18 protein-coding genes and 1 tRNA gene are annotated in these 20,299 nt (G+C 44.4%); 5 read left to right on the top strand and 14 right to left on the bottom strand.

Annotated features, from left to right (window positions below):
• Positions 1-63: 63 nt before the first annotated feature.
• The 11 genes from mfd to rpe form a co-directional block, all read right to left on the bottom strand.
• Positions 64-3,513: a transcription-repair coupling factor gene (gene mfd / locus CRENPOLYSF2_RS10555; RefSeq protein WP_087143911.1), complete on the bottom strand. Its 3,450-nt coding sequence runs from the start codon at positions 3,511-3,513 to the stop codon at positions 64-66.
• 69 nt (positions 3,514-3,582) lie between these two features.
• Positions 3,583-4,509: a Nudix family hydrolase gene (locus tag CRENPOLYSF2_RS10560; RefSeq protein WP_087143912.1), complete on the bottom strand. Its 927-nt coding sequence runs from the start codon at positions 4,507-4,509 to the stop codon at positions 3,583-3,585.
• 6 nt (positions 4,510-4,515) lie between these two features.
• On the bottom strand, positions 4,516-5,748 hold the full coding sequence (argJ, locus tag CRENPOLYSF2_RS10565; protein WP_245807975.1) for a bifunctional glutamate N-acetyltransferase/amino-acid acetyltransferase ArgJ: 1,233 nt from the start codon (positions 5,746-5,748) through the stop codon (positions 4,516-4,518).
• Between the two features lie 138 nt (positions 5,749-5,886).
• A complete protein-coding gene (locus tag CRENPOLYSF2_RS10570; protein ID WP_087143913.1) occupies positions 5,887-6,477 on the bottom strand; it encodes an anthranilate synthase component II in 591 nt (196 codons plus the stop codon).
• Positions 6,474-7,985, bottom strand: a complete 1,512-nt coding sequence (gene trpE, locus CRENPOLYSF2_RS10575) for an anthranilate synthase component I (protein ID WP_087143914.1) — start codon at positions 7,983-7,985, stop codon at positions 6,474-6,476. Before trpE ends, CRENPOLYSF2_RS10570 begins: the two co-directional genes overlap by 4 nt.
• A 73-nt stretch (positions 7,986-8,058) precedes the next feature.
• Complete coding sequence (locus tag CRENPOLYSF2_RS10580) at positions 8,059-8,265, bottom strand: type II toxin-antitoxin system HicA family toxin (RefSeq protein ID WP_087143915.1); 207 nt, start codon at positions 8,263-8,265, stop codon at positions 8,059-8,061.
• Positions 8,262-8,465: a type II toxin-antitoxin system HicB family antitoxin gene (locus tag CRENPOLYSF2_RS10585; RefSeq protein WP_087143916.1), complete on the bottom strand. Its 204-nt coding sequence runs from the start codon at positions 8,463-8,465 to the stop codon at positions 8,262-8,264. The genes CRENPOLYSF2_RS10580 and CRENPOLYSF2_RS10585 overlap by 4 nt, the downstream gene beginning before the upstream one ends.
• 23 nt (positions 8,466-8,488) lie before the next feature.
• The gene (locus CRENPOLYSF2_RS10590; RefSeq protein WP_087143917.1) at positions 8,489-8,743 is read right to left on the bottom strand and encodes a hypothetical protein; all 255 of its coding nucleotides are present in this window, start codon (positions 8,741-8,743) and stop codon (positions 8,489-8,491) included.
• A complete protein-coding gene (locus CRENPOLYSF2_RS10595) occupies positions 8,740-8,940 on the bottom strand; it encodes a Rossmann-fold NAD(P)-binding domain-containing protein (RefSeq protein ID WP_087143918.1) in 201 nt (66 codons plus the stop codon). The genes CRENPOLYSF2_RS10590 and CRENPOLYSF2_RS10595 overlap by 4 nt, the downstream gene beginning before the upstream one ends.
• A 110-nt stretch (positions 8,941-9,050) precedes the next feature.
• Entirely contained in the window at positions 9,051-9,446 is a 396-nt protein-coding gene (locus CRENPOLYSF2_RS10600) for a hypothetical protein (RefSeq protein WP_087143919.1), read from the bottom strand.
• Positions 9,447-9,529: 83 nt separating this feature from the next.
• Positions 9,530-10,201: a ribulose-phosphate 3-epimerase gene (gene rpe, locus CRENPOLYSF2_RS10605; RefSeq protein WP_087143920.1), complete on the bottom strand. Its 672-nt coding sequence runs from the start codon at positions 10,199-10,201 to the stop codon at positions 9,530-9,532.
• A 100-nt stretch (positions 10,202-10,301) separates the two neighbouring features.
• On the opposite strand from rpe, the gene CRENPOLYSF2_RS10610 reads away from it, so the two are divergent.
• Positions 10,302-11,174, top strand: coding sequence for a fumarylacetoacetate hydrolase family protein (locus CRENPOLYSF2_RS10610; RefSeq protein WP_087143921.1), 873 nt, complete (start codon positions 10,302-10,304; stop codon positions 11,172-11,174).
• A 556-nt stretch (positions 11,175-11,730) separates the two neighbouring features.
• On the opposite strand, the gene CRENPOLYSF2_RS10620 is transcribed toward CRENPOLYSF2_RS10610, so the two are convergent.
• The 3 genes from CRENPOLYSF2_RS10620 to thiO form a co-directional block, all read right to left on the bottom strand.
• Positions 11,731-12,999 carry a tetratricopeptide repeat protein gene (locus tag CRENPOLYSF2_RS10620; RefSeq protein WP_217884094.1) on the bottom strand — a complete coding sequence of 423 codons (1,269 nt, stop codon included), beginning with the start codon at positions 12,997-12,999 and terminating at the stop codon, positions 11,731-11,733.
• 410 nt (positions 13,000-13,409) lie between these two features.
• Complete coding sequence (locus CRENPOLYSF2_RS10625; protein WP_087143924.1) at positions 13,410-14,423, bottom strand: quinone-dependent dihydroorotate dehydrogenase; 1,014 nt, start codon at positions 14,421-14,423, stop codon at positions 13,410-13,412.
• Positions 14,420-15,538 carry a glycine oxidase ThiO gene (gene thiO / locus CRENPOLYSF2_RS10630; RefSeq protein ID WP_087143925.1) on the bottom strand — a complete coding sequence of 373 codons (1,119 nt, stop codon included), beginning with the start codon at positions 15,536-15,538 and terminating at the stop codon, positions 14,420-14,422. Before thiO ends, CRENPOLYSF2_RS10625 begins: the two co-directional genes overlap by 4 nt.
• Before the next feature lie 543 nt (positions 15,539-16,081).
• Between thiO and CRENPOLYSF2_RS10635 the strand changes: the two genes are divergently transcribed.
• The 4 genes from CRENPOLYSF2_RS10635 (at position 16,082) to CRENPOLYSF2_RS10650 (ending at position 19,890) form a co-directional block, all read left to right on the top strand.
• Complete coding sequence (locus CRENPOLYSF2_RS10635) at positions 16,082-17,062, top strand: porin family protein (protein ID WP_245807976.1); 981 nt, start codon at positions 16,082-16,084, stop codon at positions 17,060-17,062.
• 230 nt (positions 17,063-17,292) lie between these two features.
• On the top strand, positions 17,293-19,194 hold the full coding sequence (locus CRENPOLYSF2_RS10640; RefSeq protein WP_087143926.1) for an ATP-binding cassette domain-containing protein: 1,902 nt from the start codon (positions 17,293-17,295) through the stop codon (positions 19,192-19,194).
• Between the two features lie 55 nt (positions 19,195-19,249).
• Positions 19,250-19,337 (top strand) — tRNA-Ser (locus CRENPOLYSF2_RS10645).
• A 178-nt stretch (positions 19,338-19,515) separates the two neighbouring features.
• Positions 19,516-19,890 carry a CCDC90 family protein gene (locus tag CRENPOLYSF2_RS10650; RefSeq protein ID WP_087143927.1) on the top strand — a complete coding sequence of 125 codons (375 nt, stop codon included), beginning with the start codon at positions 19,516-19,518 and terminating at the stop codon, positions 19,888-19,890.
• Positions 19,891-20,299: the final 409 nt, after the last annotated feature.

A 20,299-nucleotide genomic window follows, 5' to 3' on the forward strand; every position in this document is an offset into this window, starting at 1 on the left:
AACACCCTGTATTAAGTAATACATGCTAGACAAGCTTTGTCTTGTCTAGCATTTTTATGCGCTCTACGCAGTTAAGCGCACCAACAACTGGCTAACAAAGTCAAACTTCTGTTCAGTCGTTTCCAACGGTTTTATAAAGCGCAATTTATCCGCGCCATCAAACTTATATATTTGCGCCTGCGTCTGTATCAAGGTAATTAACTGCTCGGCGTTAATTTTAGGTTCGGCAGAAAATATTAATCGACCACCGGTTGCATTGGCTTCTATTTTTTTCAGCCCCATTTTATCGGCCTGCTGTTTTAATTCCGCGATACCAAACAGCGTTTTCACTGGTTCTGGTAATAAGCCAAAACGGTCGATCATTTCTACCTGTAATTCGCGCAACTCACTGGTGTTATCGGCACTGGAGATGCGTTTGTACAACACCAAACGGTCGTGGATATCGGGCAAATAATCTTCAGGAATCAACGCTGATGTCTGTAAATCCACTTCTGGGCCTCGGTCCATTGGTGACTCCAACTCCGGCTGTTTACCGGATTTTAACGCGGTAACCGCCCGTTCCAGCAATTCTGCATACAAAGTAAAACCAATCTCCTGAATTTGCCCACTTTGGCCATCACCCAGCAATTCCCCTGCGCCACGTATTTCCATATCGTGCGATGACAGCATAAAACCTGCCCCCAAATCGCCCGACGTTTCCACGGCTTCCAGGCGTTTGATAGCATCTTTACTTAACAAAGATTTGGGCGGCACTATCATATACGCATAAGCGCGGTGGTGCGACCGCCCGACCCGGCCACGTAACTGGTGTAATTGCGCTAAGCCCAGCTTGTCGGCGCGATTGATAATAATCGTATTGGCGCTGGGAATATCGATACCACTTTCGATAATCGTCGAACACAGCAATAAATTAAAACGCTGGTGGTAAAAATCCAGCATCACCCGCTCCAGTTCGCGCTCCGGCATTTGCCCGTGGGCAATTTCAATACGCGCCTCCGGTACTAAAGCGGCCAAATCTCTGGCCATTTTTTCCATGCTCTTCACATCATTGTGCAAAAAAAACACCTGGCCACCGCGCTTGATCTCCCGCAAACAGGCTTCCTTGATTTGCGAATCTATCCACTGGCTGATAAAAGTCTTGATAGCGTGGCGATTAGGCGGTGGACTGGCAATAATGGAAATATCCCGCAGACCCGACATAGCCATGTTGAGCGTACGTGGAATTGGTGTGGCTGTTAGTGTCAAAATGTCCAACTCGTTACGCAATTTTTTAAAATGCTCTTTTTGGGTGACACCAAAGCGGTGTTCTTCATCAATAATCACCAAGCCCAAGGCTTGGTATTTAATCTCTTTAGATAGCAATTTGTGCGTGCCAATAACAATATCCACCTTGCCATCAGCTAAATCATCGGCAATTTCTTTTTGCTGTTTGGGTGTTATAAAACGCGACAATACCTCCACCCGTATCGGCCAATCAGCAAAACGGTCGGAAAAATTCTGGTAATGCTGCTGCGCCAACAAGGTGGTCGGCACCAACACCGCAACCTGTTTGCCGCTTTGCACGGCAATAAACGCCGCCCGCATCGCCACTTCGGTTTTACCAAAGCCAACATCGCCGCAGATCACTCTGTCCATCGGCTGGGTGCTGGCCATATCATCCAGGATGGTTTCGATGGCGGATTGCTGATCGGGGGTTTCTTCAAACGGAAACGCATCGGCAAAAGTTTGGTATTCTGCGTCATCAATCACAAAAGCATGGCCTTGCTTAATGGCGCGGTTGGCATGGATTTCCAGTAATTCCGCCGCCACATCCCGAATACGCGCGATGGCTTTTTTCTTGGCTTTGCTCCATTGATCACCGCCCAGCTTATGCAGCGGCGCTTCTTCAGGATTCATGCCAGTATAACGGCCTATTACATGCAAAGACGACACCGGCACGTAGAGCTTATCTTCGTTGGCATATTCCAACGCCAAAAATTCGGCGGGAATGCCACTGATATTCAAAGTGAACAAGCCCAAATAACGTCCGACACCGTGCTCTTGATGTACAACCGGCGAACCGATGGTCAATTCATTGAGGTTGTTGACCATGTTTTCCAGCTCACGCACACCGGACTTACGCCGTCTGCGACGTTGCTGGGCTTTTTCGCCGGACAACAGGCTTTCGGTAATGATCGCTATTGCAGGCTTATCTAACCATAAACCGTGGTCAATCGGCGCGACCAAAATACACGGCGACAGTTCATACTTTAAGAAGCTCTGCCAGCTGTCCACCAGTTTGACACTGATTTTAAACTGCCGCAATTTGTCGATTAACGCTTCGCGGCGGCCAGCGGATTCGGCTATAAATAAAATTTTGCCCGCGTAATCGTTAACAAACTGCACTAAAGCCTGCGCCACATCTGGCACTTTGGCATCCAGGGTTAAATTGGGTAAGCGATGGCAATTAAACTGTACACTACCGACAGGCGAGGACTGAAACTCCGTCGATACCGAATCCAGGGTGATGCGGGCAAAAGGCGCTACGCGTTGCTGTAATTCTTCTGCCGACAAAAACAGCACACTGGGTGCTAATAAGGGGCGGTCAATATCGTATTTCCGTTGTTCAAAGCGTTCTTCAGCTTCCCCGTAAAACGCCTGTGCATTATGCAAAAATGCAACGCCAGTCACTACCAGCGCGGATTTTGGCAGGTAATCAAATAAGGTGGCGGTTTGCTCGACAAACAGCGGCAGATAATATTCAATGCCATTGGGGGTGATGCCTTTGGTGACATCCTGATACAAATGGTTTTTCTCGGAGGTCTTTGGAAAAGTTTTTCTAAAGGCTTGACGGAACTGCTTGATGGAGTCGTCGGTAAACGGAAATTCACGGGCGGGGAACAGCTGTATCTTGTCGATCTTCTCCAGCGAGCGTTGGGTTTCTGGATCAAAGGTACGAATGGATTCCACCTCGTCATCAAACAGTTCAATGCGATACGGTACTTTGCTGCCCATCGGGAACAAATCAACAATTGCGCCGCGCACCGCAAACTCAGCATGTTGATGCACTTGTCCAACGCATTGATAACCCACGCTTTCCAGCTTAAGCCGGCTCAGCTCCATATTAAATTTATCGCCGACGTTAATGGCAAAGCTGTGCGCTAATACATGCTGGCGCGGGGCTAATCTGTGCATTAAAGTGGTTACAGAGACGATTAACGCGCCGCGCTTGACTTCTGGTAACAACGCCAGGGTTTTCAAGCGCTCGGAGGTAATTTCCGGTAACGGTGAAAACACATCGTAGGGCAAGGTTTCCCAATCAGGAAAATGCAGAATGGGGTGTTCGCCTTGCAGGAAGAAAGTCAATTCATGCTCAAAACGCAAGGCAGTTTGGTTGTCTGGCGTGATAATGACAAACAAGCGTTTTTCATTGCTAATGGCATTAGCCAGTGCCAAGGAATCGCCGCAACCGGTTAAGCCGGTCCAAATTAGGGGGGTATTGTTAGTTTTGGGGATATGGGGGGTGAGTATCATAAGCGCGTGGAACTCTGTCAATTACCGTGTGAAATAGTCTGGCTGCACCCAGAATAATAACCAGCTCTGTTAATCTAAAAATGCACTGATCCCAGCAATACCTTGAGCGCCTAGTTTACGTGCATGGGGCAAATCCGCTTTGGACAAGCCACCCAAGGCATAAACTGGCATTTTAGCGTGTGCCACCAACTGTTCAAAATCAGACCAACCCAGCGGCGTAACAGTAGCGTGAGTTTGCGTGGCCAACACCGGAGCAATCACCGCAAAATCTACCCCGATATTTTCAGCGTGTTGCAATTCAACCAGATTATGGCAGGATGCGCCGACCCATGTTTGATTGGCAGGGCGCTGCGTTATTTGCATTAAATGCCTTGAAGTCAGATGAAGGCCGTCAGCAGCACTGCGGCTAGCTTCCATATCAGAATTAATCAACACCAGTGCGCCGTATTGCTTGCATAGCGGGTATGCCTGCATAACAACATGCGCCGCCGCTTCAGCCGACAAGCGTTTTAATCTGAACTGAATTAATTGGACACCCTGTACCAGCATTTTTTCCAGATTGGCCAAGATTAAGGATTCATCTGCATCGTCCAAAATAGCATAATACACCGGCAATAAAATAGCCGTGACAATCGGCTTATTGGCATCGGGAAACCTGTAGTGGCTCAGTTTTTCCTGCGCTACCCACTGTACAGGCTGATTATCACTGTGCTTAACATTGCCTACAAACTGCGTTACCACACACACATTCAGTTGCACATGGCGGTCGCCGTAATCGTGTTTAATGGTGATTAACGGCTCAATGCCTTGTGCATCAATACCCAGCTCTTCTTTAAGCTCACGCCGCAAGGCTTGCTCAACTGATTCGTCCGCTTCCACTTTACCGCCAGGAAATTCCCACAAGCCACCTTGGTGTAAATCAGGGTGTCGCAACGAAATTAATATCTCACCTGCCGAATTTTTGATGACACCGACCGCCACCTGCACCATTGTCATAGCCAACTAGGTACGGTATTCGGCATTGATACGCACGTAATCGTAGGAAAAATCGCAGGTCAATACTTCCTGGCTAGCAGTGCCACGACCCAATTTCACCGTAATGGTGATCTCTTCCCGATCCATCACCGCTTGCCCGGCTTCCTCGGTGTAATCCCCAGCGCGTTGGCCGTTGTTGACAATACACACGTCATCCAGAAAAATTTGCACATCTTCCAGTACCATGTTTTCCACACCAGCACGGCCTACAGCGGCCAATATGCGCCCCCAATTAGGATCACTGGCAAAAAATGCGGTCTTTACCAGTGGCGAATGGGCAATAGTCTTGCCTACCCGCACGGCTTCTTCATCACTCAAAGCCTGTTCTACCTGGATACGAATCAGCTTGGTGGCACCTTCGCCGTCACGAACAATGGCTTCTGCTAATTGCTTGCAGACGCGCACCAGCGCATTGGCAAAAATTTGTAAGGCTGGAGTATCTGCCACAATTTCTGGTACACGCGAACAACCGCTGGCCATCACCACACAGGCATCGTTGGTGGAGGTGTCGCCGTCTACGGTAATGCGATTAAAGGATTGCTCTACCGCTGCCGATAAACAATGTTGCAACAACGGTTGGCTGATAGTCGCATCGGTAGCAATGAAACCCAGCATGGTGGCCATATTGGGTTGGATCATACCCGCGCCCTTGGATATGCCGTTAATAGTGATGGCCTCACCGTCAACAGTAATGACTTCTGACACGCCTTTGGGGAAAGTGTCGGTAGTCATAATGGCTTTGGCGGCTTTATCCCAATTAGACAAGCGCAGATTGGCGTAAGCGGCGGGCAAGGCGCTGATAATCTTCTGCACAGGCAATGGCTGACCAATTACGCCAGTAGAAAACGGCAGCACTTGATTGGCCTGAGCTTTCACTACGTCAGCGACACCCGCACACGATGCCAAAGCATCGTCCATACCTTGCTTGCCCGTACCCGCATTGGCATTGCCAGAATTTATGAGTAACCAGCGTGGCTGGTGTACCAAATTGGCTTTCGCCACATGCACGGGCGCGGCACAAAAGGCATTCTGGGTAAATACCGCAGCACACGTTGAGCCTTCTGCCATTTGAAATAGCACAATGTCATCGCGAAGCGTTTGTTTGATACCGGCATTGGTCGTGCCTAACGCGATGCCAGCCACATCTGGCATGGTGGGAAAATAATACTGACCATCAGCCCCTTTGGGGTATACCGCCATAGTTTAATCCTTAACACTTTAAATATAAAAATAGACTGTATATGTCTCAGTAGTTATAAAAAACTTTTGATTTTGATGCGCTCCACTTGGTGTTTCCAAAGTGGCTTTATGGCATCATGGTCGAAGTTCTAAAAAAACTCAGCGAGCTAAAAAATTCCTCAGCAAATCATGCCCATGTTCTGTCAATATCGACTCAGGATGAAACTGCACCCCCTCAATATCCAATGTTTTGTGCCTAACACCCATAATCTCATCCATGCTGCCATTGTCATCCAGTGTCCACGCCGTCACTTCCAGACAATCCGGTAGACTGGTCTGTTCAATCACCAAAGAATGATAGCGCGTGGCGGTAAAGGGATTATTCAAGCCTTTAAACACACCTGCATTTTTATGATAAACCTGCGATGTCTTGCCGTGCATAATGCTTTTGGCATGGATAATATTACCACCGAAAGCATAGCCAATACTCTGATGCCCCAAACACACACCTAAAATCGGGTAAACTCCAGCAAACTTTGTGATGGTTTCAACCGATACACCGGCTTCTTTAGGCGTACACGGCCCTGGCGATATAACAATTTTATCCGGTGCTAGGGCCGCTATCTCGTCCACAGTAATTTGGTCATTACGCACCACGGTGACATCCGCACCTAACTCACCAAAATACTGCACCAGGTTATAGGTAAACGAGTCGTAATTGTCGATCATCACTACTTTAACAGCGCTCATAGCAGACCTCCTTGTTGTTCGCAGTGCTGGTCGCCATCAATACCGGCTTCCGCCATGCTGACGGCACGGAAAATAGCACGGCCTTTGTTCATGGTTTCATCCCATTCGCTTTGCGGAAGAGAGTCATAGACGATACCTGCTCCTGCTTGAATATGTAAAAGACCATCTTTAATGACGGCGGTGCGGATGGCAATCGCGGTATCCAGATTACCTGACCAGGCAATATAGCCCACCGCACCCGAATAAATGCCGCGTTTAACCGGCTCCAGTTCGTTGATAATTTCCATCGCGCGTATTTTAGGCGCACCGCTGACCGTCCCCGCAGGGAAGGTCGCTGCCAGTACATCAAAGGCATTCTTGCCCGCTTGTAATTGGCCTGTGACATTGGACACGATGTGCATGACATGGGAATAGCGTTCGACGATCATTTTGTCGGTCAACTGCACTGTGCCAATTTCTGCCACACGACCGGTATCGTTACGGCCTAAGTCAATCAGCATTAAATGTTCGGCCAGTTCTTTGGGGTCAGCCAATAAGTCTTGTTCCAGTTCCAGATCATGTTCGGGTGTCGTACCACGTCGCCTTGTGCCGGCTATTGGGCGCACGGTGACTTGGTTGTCTTCCAACCTGACCAATATTTCCGGCGATGAACCGACAATATGGAAATCATCCAGGTTGAGATAAAACATGTATGGCGATGGGTTTAAACACCGTAATGCACGGTATAAATTTAATGGTGCGGCGGTGTAAGGAATCGTCATGCGTTGTGATAGCACCACCTGCATAATGTCGCCATCGGTGATGTAGTCCTTGGCTTTAAGAACGGCATCTTTAAAGCCTTGTTCGGTAAAGCCAGAGATGAAATCGGATTCTTGTACGTGTATCGGATTGCAGTGTTTGGTGGGTTCGGCTTTCAGTTCACGCAGTTGTTTGGCCAGATTGTTTAGGCGGTCTATGGCGTTATCATAAGCGTTGTCTTCTGCGGGATTGGCATGGGTAAGCAACAGCATTTTGCCGGACAGGTTGTCGAACACCAGGATTTCTTCCGACACCATCAGCAATATATCAGGACAGCCGAGTTGGTCGGGCTTGTCGGTGGCACGTAAACGCGGTTCGATATAGGCGATAGTCTCATAACCAAAATAACCGACCAAACCACCGTTAAAACGCGGCAGTTCTTCAATATCCGGTACGTTATAGCGGGATTTAAAGGCCTCTATCCAAACCAGCGGATTGTCGTGACTGAGTGTTTCCACCAGTTCGCCGTCTTGCTCCAGGCGGATTGTGTTGCCGGTGATTTTCACCAATGTTTTGCATGGCAAACCGATAATTGAATAACGGCCCCATTGTTCGCCGCCGTGGACAGATTCAAACAAATAGGAATACGCGCCATCGGCGAGTTTTAAGTACGCGCTGAGCGGCGTATCCAAATCGGCCAGTACTTCTCGGCTAATCGGGATGCGGTTATAGCCTTGTTCGGCGTATTGCTTGAATTGTTCTGGGCTCATGGTGTTATTCTAATAATTATGACAATAACTGGATTTAATAAACGTAAATATCCAACTTTTCTACTGGCTGACATTACAAATCGTTTTCTGACATGTCGGCAATCTTCATAAAATGTTTAAGCAGGCCAAGCTTTAAATCTTGATTGCCATGAATAGGGATTGAGATACGTGATGGTTTTTCAGGTTTCATATAGACATGATGGCTATCCGATATCCGAACCAAATGCCAGCCTTGGCTTTCTAAAATGCATGCAAAATATTTTCCTGAAATCGATTTCACACTGCCAATTCCAGTACCTTATCATGTTCGGAAATTTCAACGTGTGCCAAATCGACAGAAAGACAGGCTTCCACTGCCTCATGCAAATTATCCAATAACTCTTCCATTGTATCGCCTTGGGTAGCACAGCCTTGTATGGCGGGCACTTCTGCCCAAAAACCGCCTTCTTCCGCTGGATGTATGATGACTTTTATTTTCATGTCGTTAGCTTTTTGAACTCGAATTAAGAAATTAGTTTCTCATAATCAGTATGGATACCTATCCAAACCCAAAGATACCCGCCTACTATTTGGGTTGCTATAGCACGATAATGCAGCCCTACACGAGCTGACCAAACTTTGCCTACCTTTTTAAATTGCAAAGAAGGATGGTTTGGGTCTGATTCAAGTAACAAGAAATTTTTATCAGCGAGTTCACGAATTTCCAGCGGTAGCCTTTCGTAACAATGCCAAAAGCTTGAAGCTGCTTTATGTATCAAAGATCCCTCGTTTTTCCTACCTGATGCTCAGCTAATGCTGCATCAATAAGAAAATCAAGCTTTCCGGCATTAGAATCAGCTTCAATTTGTTTATCCCAACGAGATTGGTCGAATTCCAAAAACCACTCCCTAAATTTAACGAAAGCATTTTCGTCTAAGTTTTCAATTTGTTGTTCTATTGCTTCAATGGTATTCATGTGTGTACTCCAAAAAAGTAGTCACGCGGGGTTACGGCTTACAGCAACCCCAAATCAATTTTGGCATGATTTGTAATGTGTGCCACCTAACCTACGAACTATTGAGTAACCTACAACTTAAAATCACGTATTTTTATAGCTTCAAACATCTTTTCTGCCTGGATTAGTTCATTTTTAGCAACGACTAAACGGCACTGTCTGGCATGTTTTTTAGCCGCCTTTAATTCTGTATTCGCTTTCATGCGATCAACGTCAACTAGTTCGTTTGTGATAGCTTCTTTGCTGGCCTGTAATGCCTCTAAAATTAAAGTAGCAACTTCCTCACAAGTAGAACCCTTATCAATGGCAGCGACGGCAATTGTTATTTTATTGATAATAAAATTAAAAATTTCAGAATGATCAAAGGCAATACGACCTTCATCAACTTCAGCCAGTGCCACCGTGGAAAAAGTACTGGTAGATGTAGCAATCAATATAGCTAAACTGAATTTTTTAAAAAAAGCCATCTTGCAGCCCACAAGTTATTAAAAAATAGAGACTGTCAGTTTGGTGGTTTGCTTGCGCGAAACCACCCTACCTAAATTATGTACTAAACCGCCAACGCCATTTCCGCACGCAGCTCGTCGATAATTTTTTTATAATCCGGTTTGCCAAAAATAGCAGAACCTGCCACAAAGGTATCAGCCCCTGCTGCTTTTATCGCACGAATATTAGAGGCATTCACACCGCCATCAATTTCCAAACGGATATTAAAACCGCTGTCATCAATACGTTTACGCACTTCACGCAATTTGTCCAGTGCCGAATTAATGAACGACTGGCCGCCAAAACCAGGGTTAACCGACATCAACAAAATCATGTCAATCTTGTCCATCACGTAATCTAGGTGATGCAGCGGTGTGCCAGGGTTAAACACCAAACCGGCTTTACAGCCTTCGTTTTTAATCAACTGTAAGGTGCGGTCTATATGCACAGAACCTTCGGGATGGAAGGTGATAATGCTGGCACCGGCCTTAGCGAAATCCGGCACAATGCGGTCGACAGGCTCTACCATCAAATGCACGTCAATCGGCGCGGTAACACCGTGTTTACGCAACGCTTCGCACACCAAAGGCCCAATTGTTAAATTAGGTACAAAGTGGTTGTCCATGACATCAAAATGCACAATGTCCGCGCCAGCCGCCAAAACGTTGTCCACTTCTTCGCCCAATTTAGCAAAATTTGCAGAAAGTATGGAGGGGGCAATCCAGTTTTCGTTCATTATCTTCTCCTCAGCGGTATAAATAGGTCATTATATCTTTTTTTTGCCTTGCGCTCTTCTATACAATGGCGACATTGAAAATCAGACAGGAAACTTAGTAATGAAACTGGTGACATTTATCCATAATGGCTTGGCGCGGGTCGGTGTTGTACGTGATGACGGTGTGGTCGATAGCCAGGACGATTCGCAAATTCCAGCCACTATGATTGATTTTTTAGCGGCAGGTGACAGCGCGATGGTGCGTATGCGTCGTCTGGTTGAGTCGGCTCAGCCTAAGTTTGTACTAGCCGAGGTTAAGTTGGTAGCGCCTGTACCAAGGCCTGGAAAATATTTGGCGATTGCATTGAATTATGCCGACCATATCGCTGAGACCGGCAAAGACAAACCGGAATATCCGAGCTTTTTTACCAAACAAAGCACTTGTGTGATCGGTCACGGTGAGGCCATCCACATGCCCAACGTTTCTAACAAGCTGGATTACGAGGGTGAATTGGCATTTGTGATTGGCAAACGCTGCCGCCATGTGCCGGTAGATAAAGCCCACCGAGTGATTGCCGGCTTTACGGTGGCCAATGATGTGTCGGTACGAGATTTTCAGGCACGTTCGCCGACCATGATGATAGGCAAGTCGTTTGATACGGGTGGCCCTCTTGGGCCTTGGCTGGTAACCAGCGATGAGATTGCCGATCCGCATAACTTGAATATTAAAACCTGGGTGGATGATGAGTTACGGCAGAACTCCAACACCCAGCACATGATTTTTAATTGCTACGAAATGGTGGCTTATCTTTCTCAGGCGATGACGCTGGAGCCTGGGGATGTGATTAGTACGGGCACACCGAGTGGCGTGGGGGTAAAAATGCAGCCGCGTGGGTATTTAAAAGTTGGGCAGACGGTCAGGATTGAGATTGAAGGGATTGGAACGTTGAGTAATACGGTGGTTGCTGAGCCGGATGAGTCGGTTATTTTCTGAGGTTTTGGATTTCGTTACCAATAAATAATAACTTGAATTCTGTGTGCCCCTTAATTTGGGGCGCTCTATTTTAGGGTAACTTATCGAATTTATTATCACGTTTCTGGGGAAAAATAAGATAAAACGCCAATAAAAGATAAGGTAATGGTATGACATAAAATATGAGAGGATAGCTCGTTACAAAACTTAAAAACATATAGCTAATAAGTTCATATAGATACCCTAAAATTAATGGTCTCCATATAAGCCAATCGGGAAAAGATGGAGAAGTTATAGAGAATGAAAGTTGAATCCAAAATAAAACAAATGCTATGGCAACAGCAATATATTTGTAGTAAATATTAATTCTGGCAAGTCTAGGTAATAAAAAAAATGGACCGAAAAGCAAAAAAATCGAAAAGATCACAAACAATAAAATTTCCATAAATATTTCCCTGTAATTTTTTTGCTACACGAGAATTAAAAACTCGACAAAAAATTACCGGCTTTAAGGCGGCTACTGCTCTTTAGCCGCCGATAGCGACGGCAATGAAGGCATCGAATATGGCGTGTTGTTCTAACTCACTTTATCATACGAATGATGCGTACGAGCTTGCAGTTGCCGTAAATTTTTTCTGGCGGTTTGCGTTTTCAGGTGATTTTTCCCTAATGATTTTTCCAAAATGGTTAAGCTACGCTGGATAAAACTTTCGGTTTTGGTATAGTTGCCTTGGGCATAATAGAGTAAAGCCAAGCAGTTTAAGCTTTGAGTTACATCAAGGTGATCTTTGCCCAATTCTTTTTCCCAAATAGCTAAGCTGCGCTTACATAAACGTTCAATTTTCTCATACCTGCCTTGGGCGTAATAAACCAAGGCTAAATCGTTTAAACTTTGAGCAACGTCAGTATGATCTTTACCCAAAGATTTTTCCCTGATGGCTAGGCTTTTCTGGCATAACGGCTCAGCTTTTTCATGGTAGCCTTGGGCTTTATAGATTAGCGCTAAATTACTTAAGCTTTGCGCAACATTTGGGTGATCATTACCCAACGTTTTTCTCCAAATGGCCGCGCTGCGTTTGCACAAGGGTATGGCCTGTGAATATTCACCTTGTGCAAAATACAGCATGGCTAAATTACTTAAGCTTTGCGCAACATCTGGGTGGTTTTTGCCTAACGCTTTTTCACGAATAGCCAAACTTTTTTGGTATAAGGGTTGGGCATGCGAATAATGACCCTGGATTTTGCACAGCTCAGCTAAAATATTTAAATTAAAAGCAACATCCGGATGGTCTCTGCCTAAGGTTTTTCTGGTAATAATTAAGCTGTGTTGAAAAAAAGGTTCAGCCTGTGTGTATTCACCTAGGCTGTAGAGATAGTCGCCAAAAACATTTAAATACAGCGGGTTATCTGGTTCTAACTGTACCGCTTGTTGATAATATTTTTTTGTTTCAACGGCATTTATTTGTAATACCTTAATATAGGCGAGCAAAAAAGCATTATTGGCCGAGTCTGTTAAATTATTGGCCAGTGCCTGCTTAAGCATCTGCTCTGAATACTCAAATTTGCCGTGATCTAAGAAAATTTTGGCCTGTTGGGCAGCAGCATCAGTCCGTTGAATTAAATAGCTATCTAGCGTTTTAAACTTGTCTATTAAGTAAGCGAGCTGAGTTTTATAATTTTGAGCCGTTATGTTTTTTTCAGATAAAAATTCTTTTAATCTGCTGATAACGGCTTGTGGTACGCCATACGGGTGATTAACCGTAATATCGCTAACATCTACATCCTTAGTGTGATGGACAGGTGGTATTGTAAATAATCGAAAAACCCCTTTTATTGACTTTAACATTGGATTCACTTTCATAACGTGGTCGTCGCGGCTTTTTAAGGCCGACAATGTTGGTGTCGATATTTCTACGCATCCTGCAGTAATAATCGCACAATCTGGGCTTTTCTTTGTTAATAATACACTTTAAGTTAATATCATTACAATATTATATATAAATTATACATTTGTATTTAATTTTATAGCGTAAGCAGGCGATTAAAGCTGCGATCAATAGGTAGAATACCATTGGTGATTTTTAATAATGAATCTCCTAAAAAATTGTTCGCGAAAAATGCGAAAAGCACGAAATATAAAGCCATTGTTCTTAGTTTTCTTAGTTTTCTTAGTTTTCTTAGTTTTCTTAGTTTTCGTGGCCAAGAGCTTAGCAGTAATATCCGTTAGCCAAGCACTTTATTTTATGATTATGCGCTTTATAATGAGTTCACAATATCGTTAATCAATTGTGGGCCGCGATAAATCAAGCCACTGTAAACTTGCACCAGACTTGCGCCCGCGTGCAATTTTTCCTGAGCATCGGCTGCGTTTAAAATGCCACCTGCGGCAATAATCGGGATTCTGCCGTTTAAATGCTTGGCAAGTTCTTGGACAACGAATGTGGCCTGATCTTTAACCGGTGCGCCGCTTAAACCACCCGTTTCATTGGCTAATGGATGTGTGCTGATAGCAGTGCGTGCAATAGTGGTATTGGTGGCAATTACGCCATCAATGGCAAATTCTACTAATAATTCGGCAATGTGGTTGATTTCTGCGTGGTTTAAATCAGGTGCAATTTTTAGCACTAACGGTACATATTTTCCGTGTTCTTGTTGCAGTTTCAGTTGTTCTTCTTTAAGTGCAGAGATGAGTTTTTTAATTTCATCGCCTTGTTGCAATTGGCGCAAATTTTTGGTGTTGGGTGAAGATATATTCAGTGTTACGTAGCTGGCGGCGGCATAGGCTTTGCGTAAACCAATTAAATAATCATCGGTTGCATTTTCTATGGGTGTGTCGGCATTTTTACCGATATTAATACCCAAAATGCTATTATATTTGCAGTGCTTAACCTGTTCCAGTAAGTGATCAATACCCAAATTATTGAAACCCATACGATTAATAATAGCTTCATGTTCGGGTAAGCGGAATAGTCGTGGCTTAGGGTTACCCGGTTGTGGTCTGGGCGTTACTGTCCCTATCTCTATAAAGCCAAAGCCTAAAGCGGCTAAGGCATCAATGTAATCACCGTTTTTATCTAAACCTGCGGCTAGGCCAACAGGGTTTTTAAAGCTGAGCCCCATAATATTGACCGCTTCGCACGCGGTAACGGGATACAGTAAGGGTGTTAATCTGCTTGCGTAACCTGCTTTTAAGGCTTTTAAAGTGACATCGTGTGCGGTTTCAGGGTCGAGTGAAAATAACAGTGGGCGCAGTAAAGCATAAAGATTCATAAAATTTGGCTGGTTAGGTTAAGCGTATTGAAAGTGTAAGGATTGGGATCGACCTTGGGTGGGCGGTTTAAGATTAGATCGGCTATGAGTTGCGCGGAGGCCGGTGCCATTACCAGGCCATTGCGAAAATGGCCAGCATTAATGCTAAGATTGCTAATGAGTGGGTGTTTGCCGATGTACGGTACGCCGTTGTGAGTACCCGGTCTTAAACCTGCCCAGTGATGAATGAGCGGGAATGTTTTTAGCGATGGCAATAAATTTTCCGCAAAGTTTTGTAATTGGTTTTTAGCATCGGCGGTTGTCGATTTATCAAAGCCTTGTTTTTCTACAGTGCTGCCAACGACAATTTTACCGTCACTGCGTGGAATTAAATAACGGTCGTCATCAAGAATAATATGCGCCAAGGTATCAGGCTCGGCCTGATAGAGCAGCATTTGGCCTCTAACTGGCGCAATCTGTGGTGCGACCGCCATAAACTGCGGGAATAATTGCCCGTACACATGCTGACTCCACGCACCTGCTGCAATGACTAAATGATTGATGTTGATTTTTCCAGTGTTGGTATCAACGCGCGTAATACGATTGTCTTCAACCGTTGCTGTATTAATAAGGCAGTGTTCGCGCAAGACAACACCTTTGTTAAGTAAGTCTTGTTTTAAAGATTTTAACAGGCGTGGGTTGCGTATTTGGCCGATAGTGGGTAGCCACAAAGGCGTGTTGGTACGTGTATTTAGGTTGCTATAAATAGTTGGGCTTGCTGTTGCAACGGGGATAGCGTGCGTGCTGCACCACTGTATTGCGGCATCAGCATCAAGGTTTTTGGTGATGAGCAAGCCACAGGTGCGCCATTCTGGATTAATGTTTGTAAGGTCGTTAAGTTGTTGTGCTAATTGTGGATACAATTGCAAACTTTGCATAACCAGGTGGCTAATGGCTGTATGTTGTCGCCACGGATAAAGAGGCAATAATATGCCACCGCCAGCCCAAGAGGATTCTTGGCCAATGAGGTTTTTTTCGATAACGGTGACGCTTGCACCGGCATTGACAAGTTCTCTGGCGGTTAATAAAGCAATAACGCCGCCACCGATGATGGTAATGTCTGGGATTGTTGTCATGAGTGGGGGTAGGGTTAAAGCAATAGCAAATTTTGGCTAGCAACTAATGCGGGACAAGCAATAATAACATTCACTAGCTTGGGCTGTCTGCTGTTTGGTAAGCCAATATTTACAATGTTTTGAAAATGGTGGGTTGGTAAGCTCAAGCCAAGCTATATTTTGTTTTGTATTAAGCGGGCAGCTTACGTTGGCGATCATTTTTGAAGTCTCTTTTAATACGATCAGTTATATCGATTAGCATACTAAATGAACATAATTTTTACCATGTGAGTAATAAAACGCTTCAAAAAATCAGGGATAATTTTTAGTCAGTACTTGTGATAATTTGTTGTTTTTTATCTACAGATATTTATCAAATATTGTGTGATTATCATAACATGTTGATTGATATTGTTTAATTGGTGTGAAAAAAATGCGATAAAAGCTTGTTATAGAGTGTATTTGCTGTTATATTGTAACTGTCAAATTAAATTTGTTGCATTAAAGAAACCTTTGTTGTATTTAAACAAAAAACTCATAATAACAACCTCTTGAGGGGGAACAATGAAAAAAGCTAACACACGATTAATAGTTGCGGCAGTATCCATGCTGGTGGCAGGAAGTTTAGTAACGTCAGATGCTATGGCGCATAAGCGTAAAAAACATCACAGCCATAAACGTCATCATGCATCAAGAAGCCATTCTTCTGGCAGCTATTCTTCTTACAACTCAGCTGCTTCATCTGAAGTGAACAGCAAAGTTGATGCTTTAGAAGCACAAGTACGTGCTATGCAAGACGAAGTCAGTTCTTTAAGAGCCAATAGTGGCGCGGCCGCAGGTTCGGCTGATGCCGCTAAAGTTCAAGAATTAGATTCTTGGATGCAAGAAGCCAAAGCCAATGGCGGCACAAAAAGTAAAGACAATATGGTCTTCTTCCGTGGTGGTTACGCACATAACAACAGTGACAGAGGCGGCACATTAGATCCAACCAATGTTCCTGGTGTAGGTTCCAGCAATTCTGGTGTTGTAGTGGGTTCTATCGGTGATAGAGATGCTTGGTATTTTGGTGCAGGCTTTGACTTTAGCTTAAGCGATGATATGTTCGGCATGATGAGCGGTACTGAAGTCATGGCTGAGTTGATGTTTGATTATAAAGAACTAGGTACAAGACAATCTAACGGCTTGTCGCCTCAAGAGACAGCAACTTTAGGCGCTTTAGGTATAAACTTACCGGCTGCGAATACCGAGTCAGCCACTGTTAATCAATTGAGTTTGGCAGCTTCGCCAAAAATTAAGTTTATGAAAGGCAGCGCCTTCAGACCTTGGTTGATTCCTGTTGGCTTTGAATTAAGCATCATTAGCCCTCCATCTGATGCAATTACTGTATTAACACCCGGCATGATGTTTGGTTTTGGTGCAGACTACAAAGTCTGGAACAATATTTATGTCGGTGCTGATGCGCGTTATCATTACACACCAGGTAACGTAGATGGCGTTAACACCGATGGCGTAACTGCCGGTGGTTATTTAGGTATTGGCTTCTAAGTTAAACACTTAAAAGCGGCTGTTTAACTACCCGAAGGGGTAGAGGAGAGGAGGGCGTAAGCCCTCCTTTTTTTATGTCTAAAAATCAGCATTGAAAAATTCTGAAGCAATATACCAATGTGTGTGAAGGTGGATTCAGTGCTGTTATTGCTAGCAGTGTAAGAATAAAAACACGATTGTCCTATATAATGGTCGTCTTATTACTCTTATCCTCACCTGAAGAAATCTCTATGCCTTTGCTACGCTTAAACAATACTTCCATCGCTTATGGGCTGCACGCCTTATTAAAAAATGCAAATTTTCAATTGGATGCCGGTGAACGCGTAGGCTTATTGGGTCGTAATGGTGAAGGCAAGTCTACCTTAATGAAAATTATTGCCGGTGATGTTTTAGCAGATCATGGTGATATTTGGCGGCAACCCGAATTGCGCTTGGCGTGGCTGGAACAAGCGCCCAGTTTTGAAGATAACACAACGATTTACGATGCTGTTGCCGGTGGTTTAGGCGAGCTGGGTACATGGATTACCCGTTATCATGCGTTGACCATGACAATGGATTACGATGATAGCAAAGCACTGGATGAATTAGGCGACTTGCAGCACAAGTTAGAAGCCCATAACGGTTGGCATTTTCAGCAGCGTGTTGAATCCACCTTAAGTCGATTGGAATTGCCCGGCGAATTAAAAATTGATGATTTATCAGGTGGCTGGAAGCGCCGTGTGGCATTAGCCAGAGCTTTAGTTATTGATCCTGAAGTACTATTGTTGGACGAACCGACCAACCATTTAGATTTTGAGAGTATTGGTTGGCTGGAAGAACAGGTGCTTAATTTTCAGGGCGCCGTGTTGTTTGTGACTCATGACCGGTTCTTTTTACAAAAATTGGCGACCCGTATTGTCGATTTAGATCGTGGCAACCTGGTGTCTTGGCATGGCAGTTACGATGATTATTTAGTCCGTAAAGCCGCCGCATTAGAAGATGAAGCCAACCAGAACGCCGAATTTGACAAAAAATTAGCCGATGAAGAAGTATGGATACGTCAAGGCGTAAAAGCCCGTCGTACCCGTAACGAAGGCCGTGTTCGGGCCTTGGAAGCCTTGCGTAAAGAACGTTCGCAACGTCGCGGACTTCAGGGTACAACTAAATTGGCATTGGACAAAGGCGAGAATTCAGGCAAGAAAGTGATCGAAGTGAAAGATATTTGCTTTGGCTATGCGGATCGCCCCATTATTAAAAACTTCTCCACCCTTATTCAGCGCGGCGACAAGATTGGTTTAATCGGTGCTAACGGCGCAGGTAAATCAACGCTGTTAAAATTATTATTACAACAACTGCAACCAGACACGGGTGAAGTAGAGCAAGGCACTAAGCTTGAAATCGCTTATTTCGATCAATTACGCGATCAACTCGATCCCAATATGAGCGTGGTAGATACTATCGCCGATGGCAATGATTTTGTGGAAATCGCCGGTAACAAACGCCATGTCATGTCGTATTTGAGTGATTTTTTATTTGCACCGGCAAGGGCACGTTCGCCGGTAAAAAGCTTGTCCGGTGGCGAGAAAAATCGCTTATTGTTGGCGCGGCTGTTTACCAAACCTGCCAATCTTATCGTGATGGACGAACCGACCAATGACCTGGATTTAGAAACGCTGGAGTTGCTGGAAGAAAAATTGGTTAACTATGACGGTACGTTGTTAATCGTCAGCCATGATCGTGCTTTTCTTGATAACGTGGTGACCAGTGTGCTGGTGCTGGATGGCTCAGGTTCGGTTGATGAATTTGTCGGTGGTTACAGCGATTGGCTCAGTTATGACACTCAGCAAAAACAAATGTCGGCCAAAAAAGCCGCTCAAGCAGCAAAGCCTGTAAAACAAGAAACCAGTGCTCCTGCTAATGCAGTTAAAAAGAAGAAGCTTAGCTTTAAAGAACAGCATGAGCTGGATAATTTACCCGCTATTATTGAAGATTTGGAAAAAAAGCAAGCGGCCTTAACCAAGCAGATTAATGACCCTGCGTTTTATAAAAAAGATGCTAAAGCGGTCACCAAAACGATGGATGAGCTGAAAGCTATTCAAGATAAATTGGAAGACGTTTTTCTACGCTGGACTGAGTTGGATGCATTGGCTTGAAATATATCCATAGCTTAAAGTAAGCCAATAACTTATAATTGGCAGCTAAATAGCTGGAGAGATGGCCGAGTGGCTGAAGGCGCACGCCTGGAAAGTGTGTATACGGTAACGTATCGGGGGTTCGAATCCCCCTCTCTCCGCCAAACACCAAAAACCCGCAAGCTTCTGGCTTGGCGGGTTTTTTTATGGCTACAATCGTTTAGATTGGCACTGATTTTGTGACAGTTTGTTTTTGGTTTTCTCCAATATATCCATTGACATAATAGCTAATAAGTTCCTATAGTTGTCCCTAACAAAGGCTCATTACCAACAGGTCAAACGATGGCAACCGTTACTTTCGATACGCATGAATTTGTTAAGAGATTAAAAGGTGTGGGTTTTAGTGAAGAACAGGCCGAAATATTGACCGATTTACAAAAAACTACGGCACAAAATACACTGGAACAAGCTCTGCATGATTACGACTTGGAAAACATTACCAGCAAAAAAGATGTTGAGTTGCTGGAGTTGAATCTTAAGCGTGATATCAAACAATTAGAAATTGATTTAAAAAAAGATATTGAAATATTACGGCTTGAAACGAAACGTGACATTGCTGAGAGCAAGGCGGAGTTAATCCGCTGGGTTGTTGGTGTCGGCATATTGCAAACCATGCTAATAAGTGCCTTGTTATTGAAATTATCCGGTATGCACTAATAAGCGGGTAGGAAATTGTAAAGAACCTGTGAATTATCGCTAATAAACACATATTAGATATAGGCCAAGCAATGGCAACCATTACTTTTGATACCCAAGATTTGAAAGAGTTGGAATTAAAAATGGCAGCTTTAAGGAATATGAACAGATGTGTAAGTTGAGCTGCTATGGCCTTTCACCTGATGCAATAGCAGATGTGCTGGACAAAGATACGAGAACTATTGCTACATGGCAAAAAGGTGTCGCCAATAAATCCAATAGATTTCATGATTTTGTTTGCCTGTCGATAACCTTGACTGTCCTGTTCGTACAGCTGGATGAGCTATGGTCTTTCTTAAGAACTGAGGTTACGCAGCCCCATTAAATTAAGCGTATCATTTCCGTATGGAAAAAATAAAATTAGAACTAT

The sequence above is a fragment of the Crenothrix polyspora genome (assembly GCF_900163755.1).
GTDB classification, from domain to species: domain Bacteria; phylum Pseudomonadota; class Gammaproteobacteria; order Methylococcales; family Methylomonadaceae; genus Crenothrix; species Crenothrix polyspora.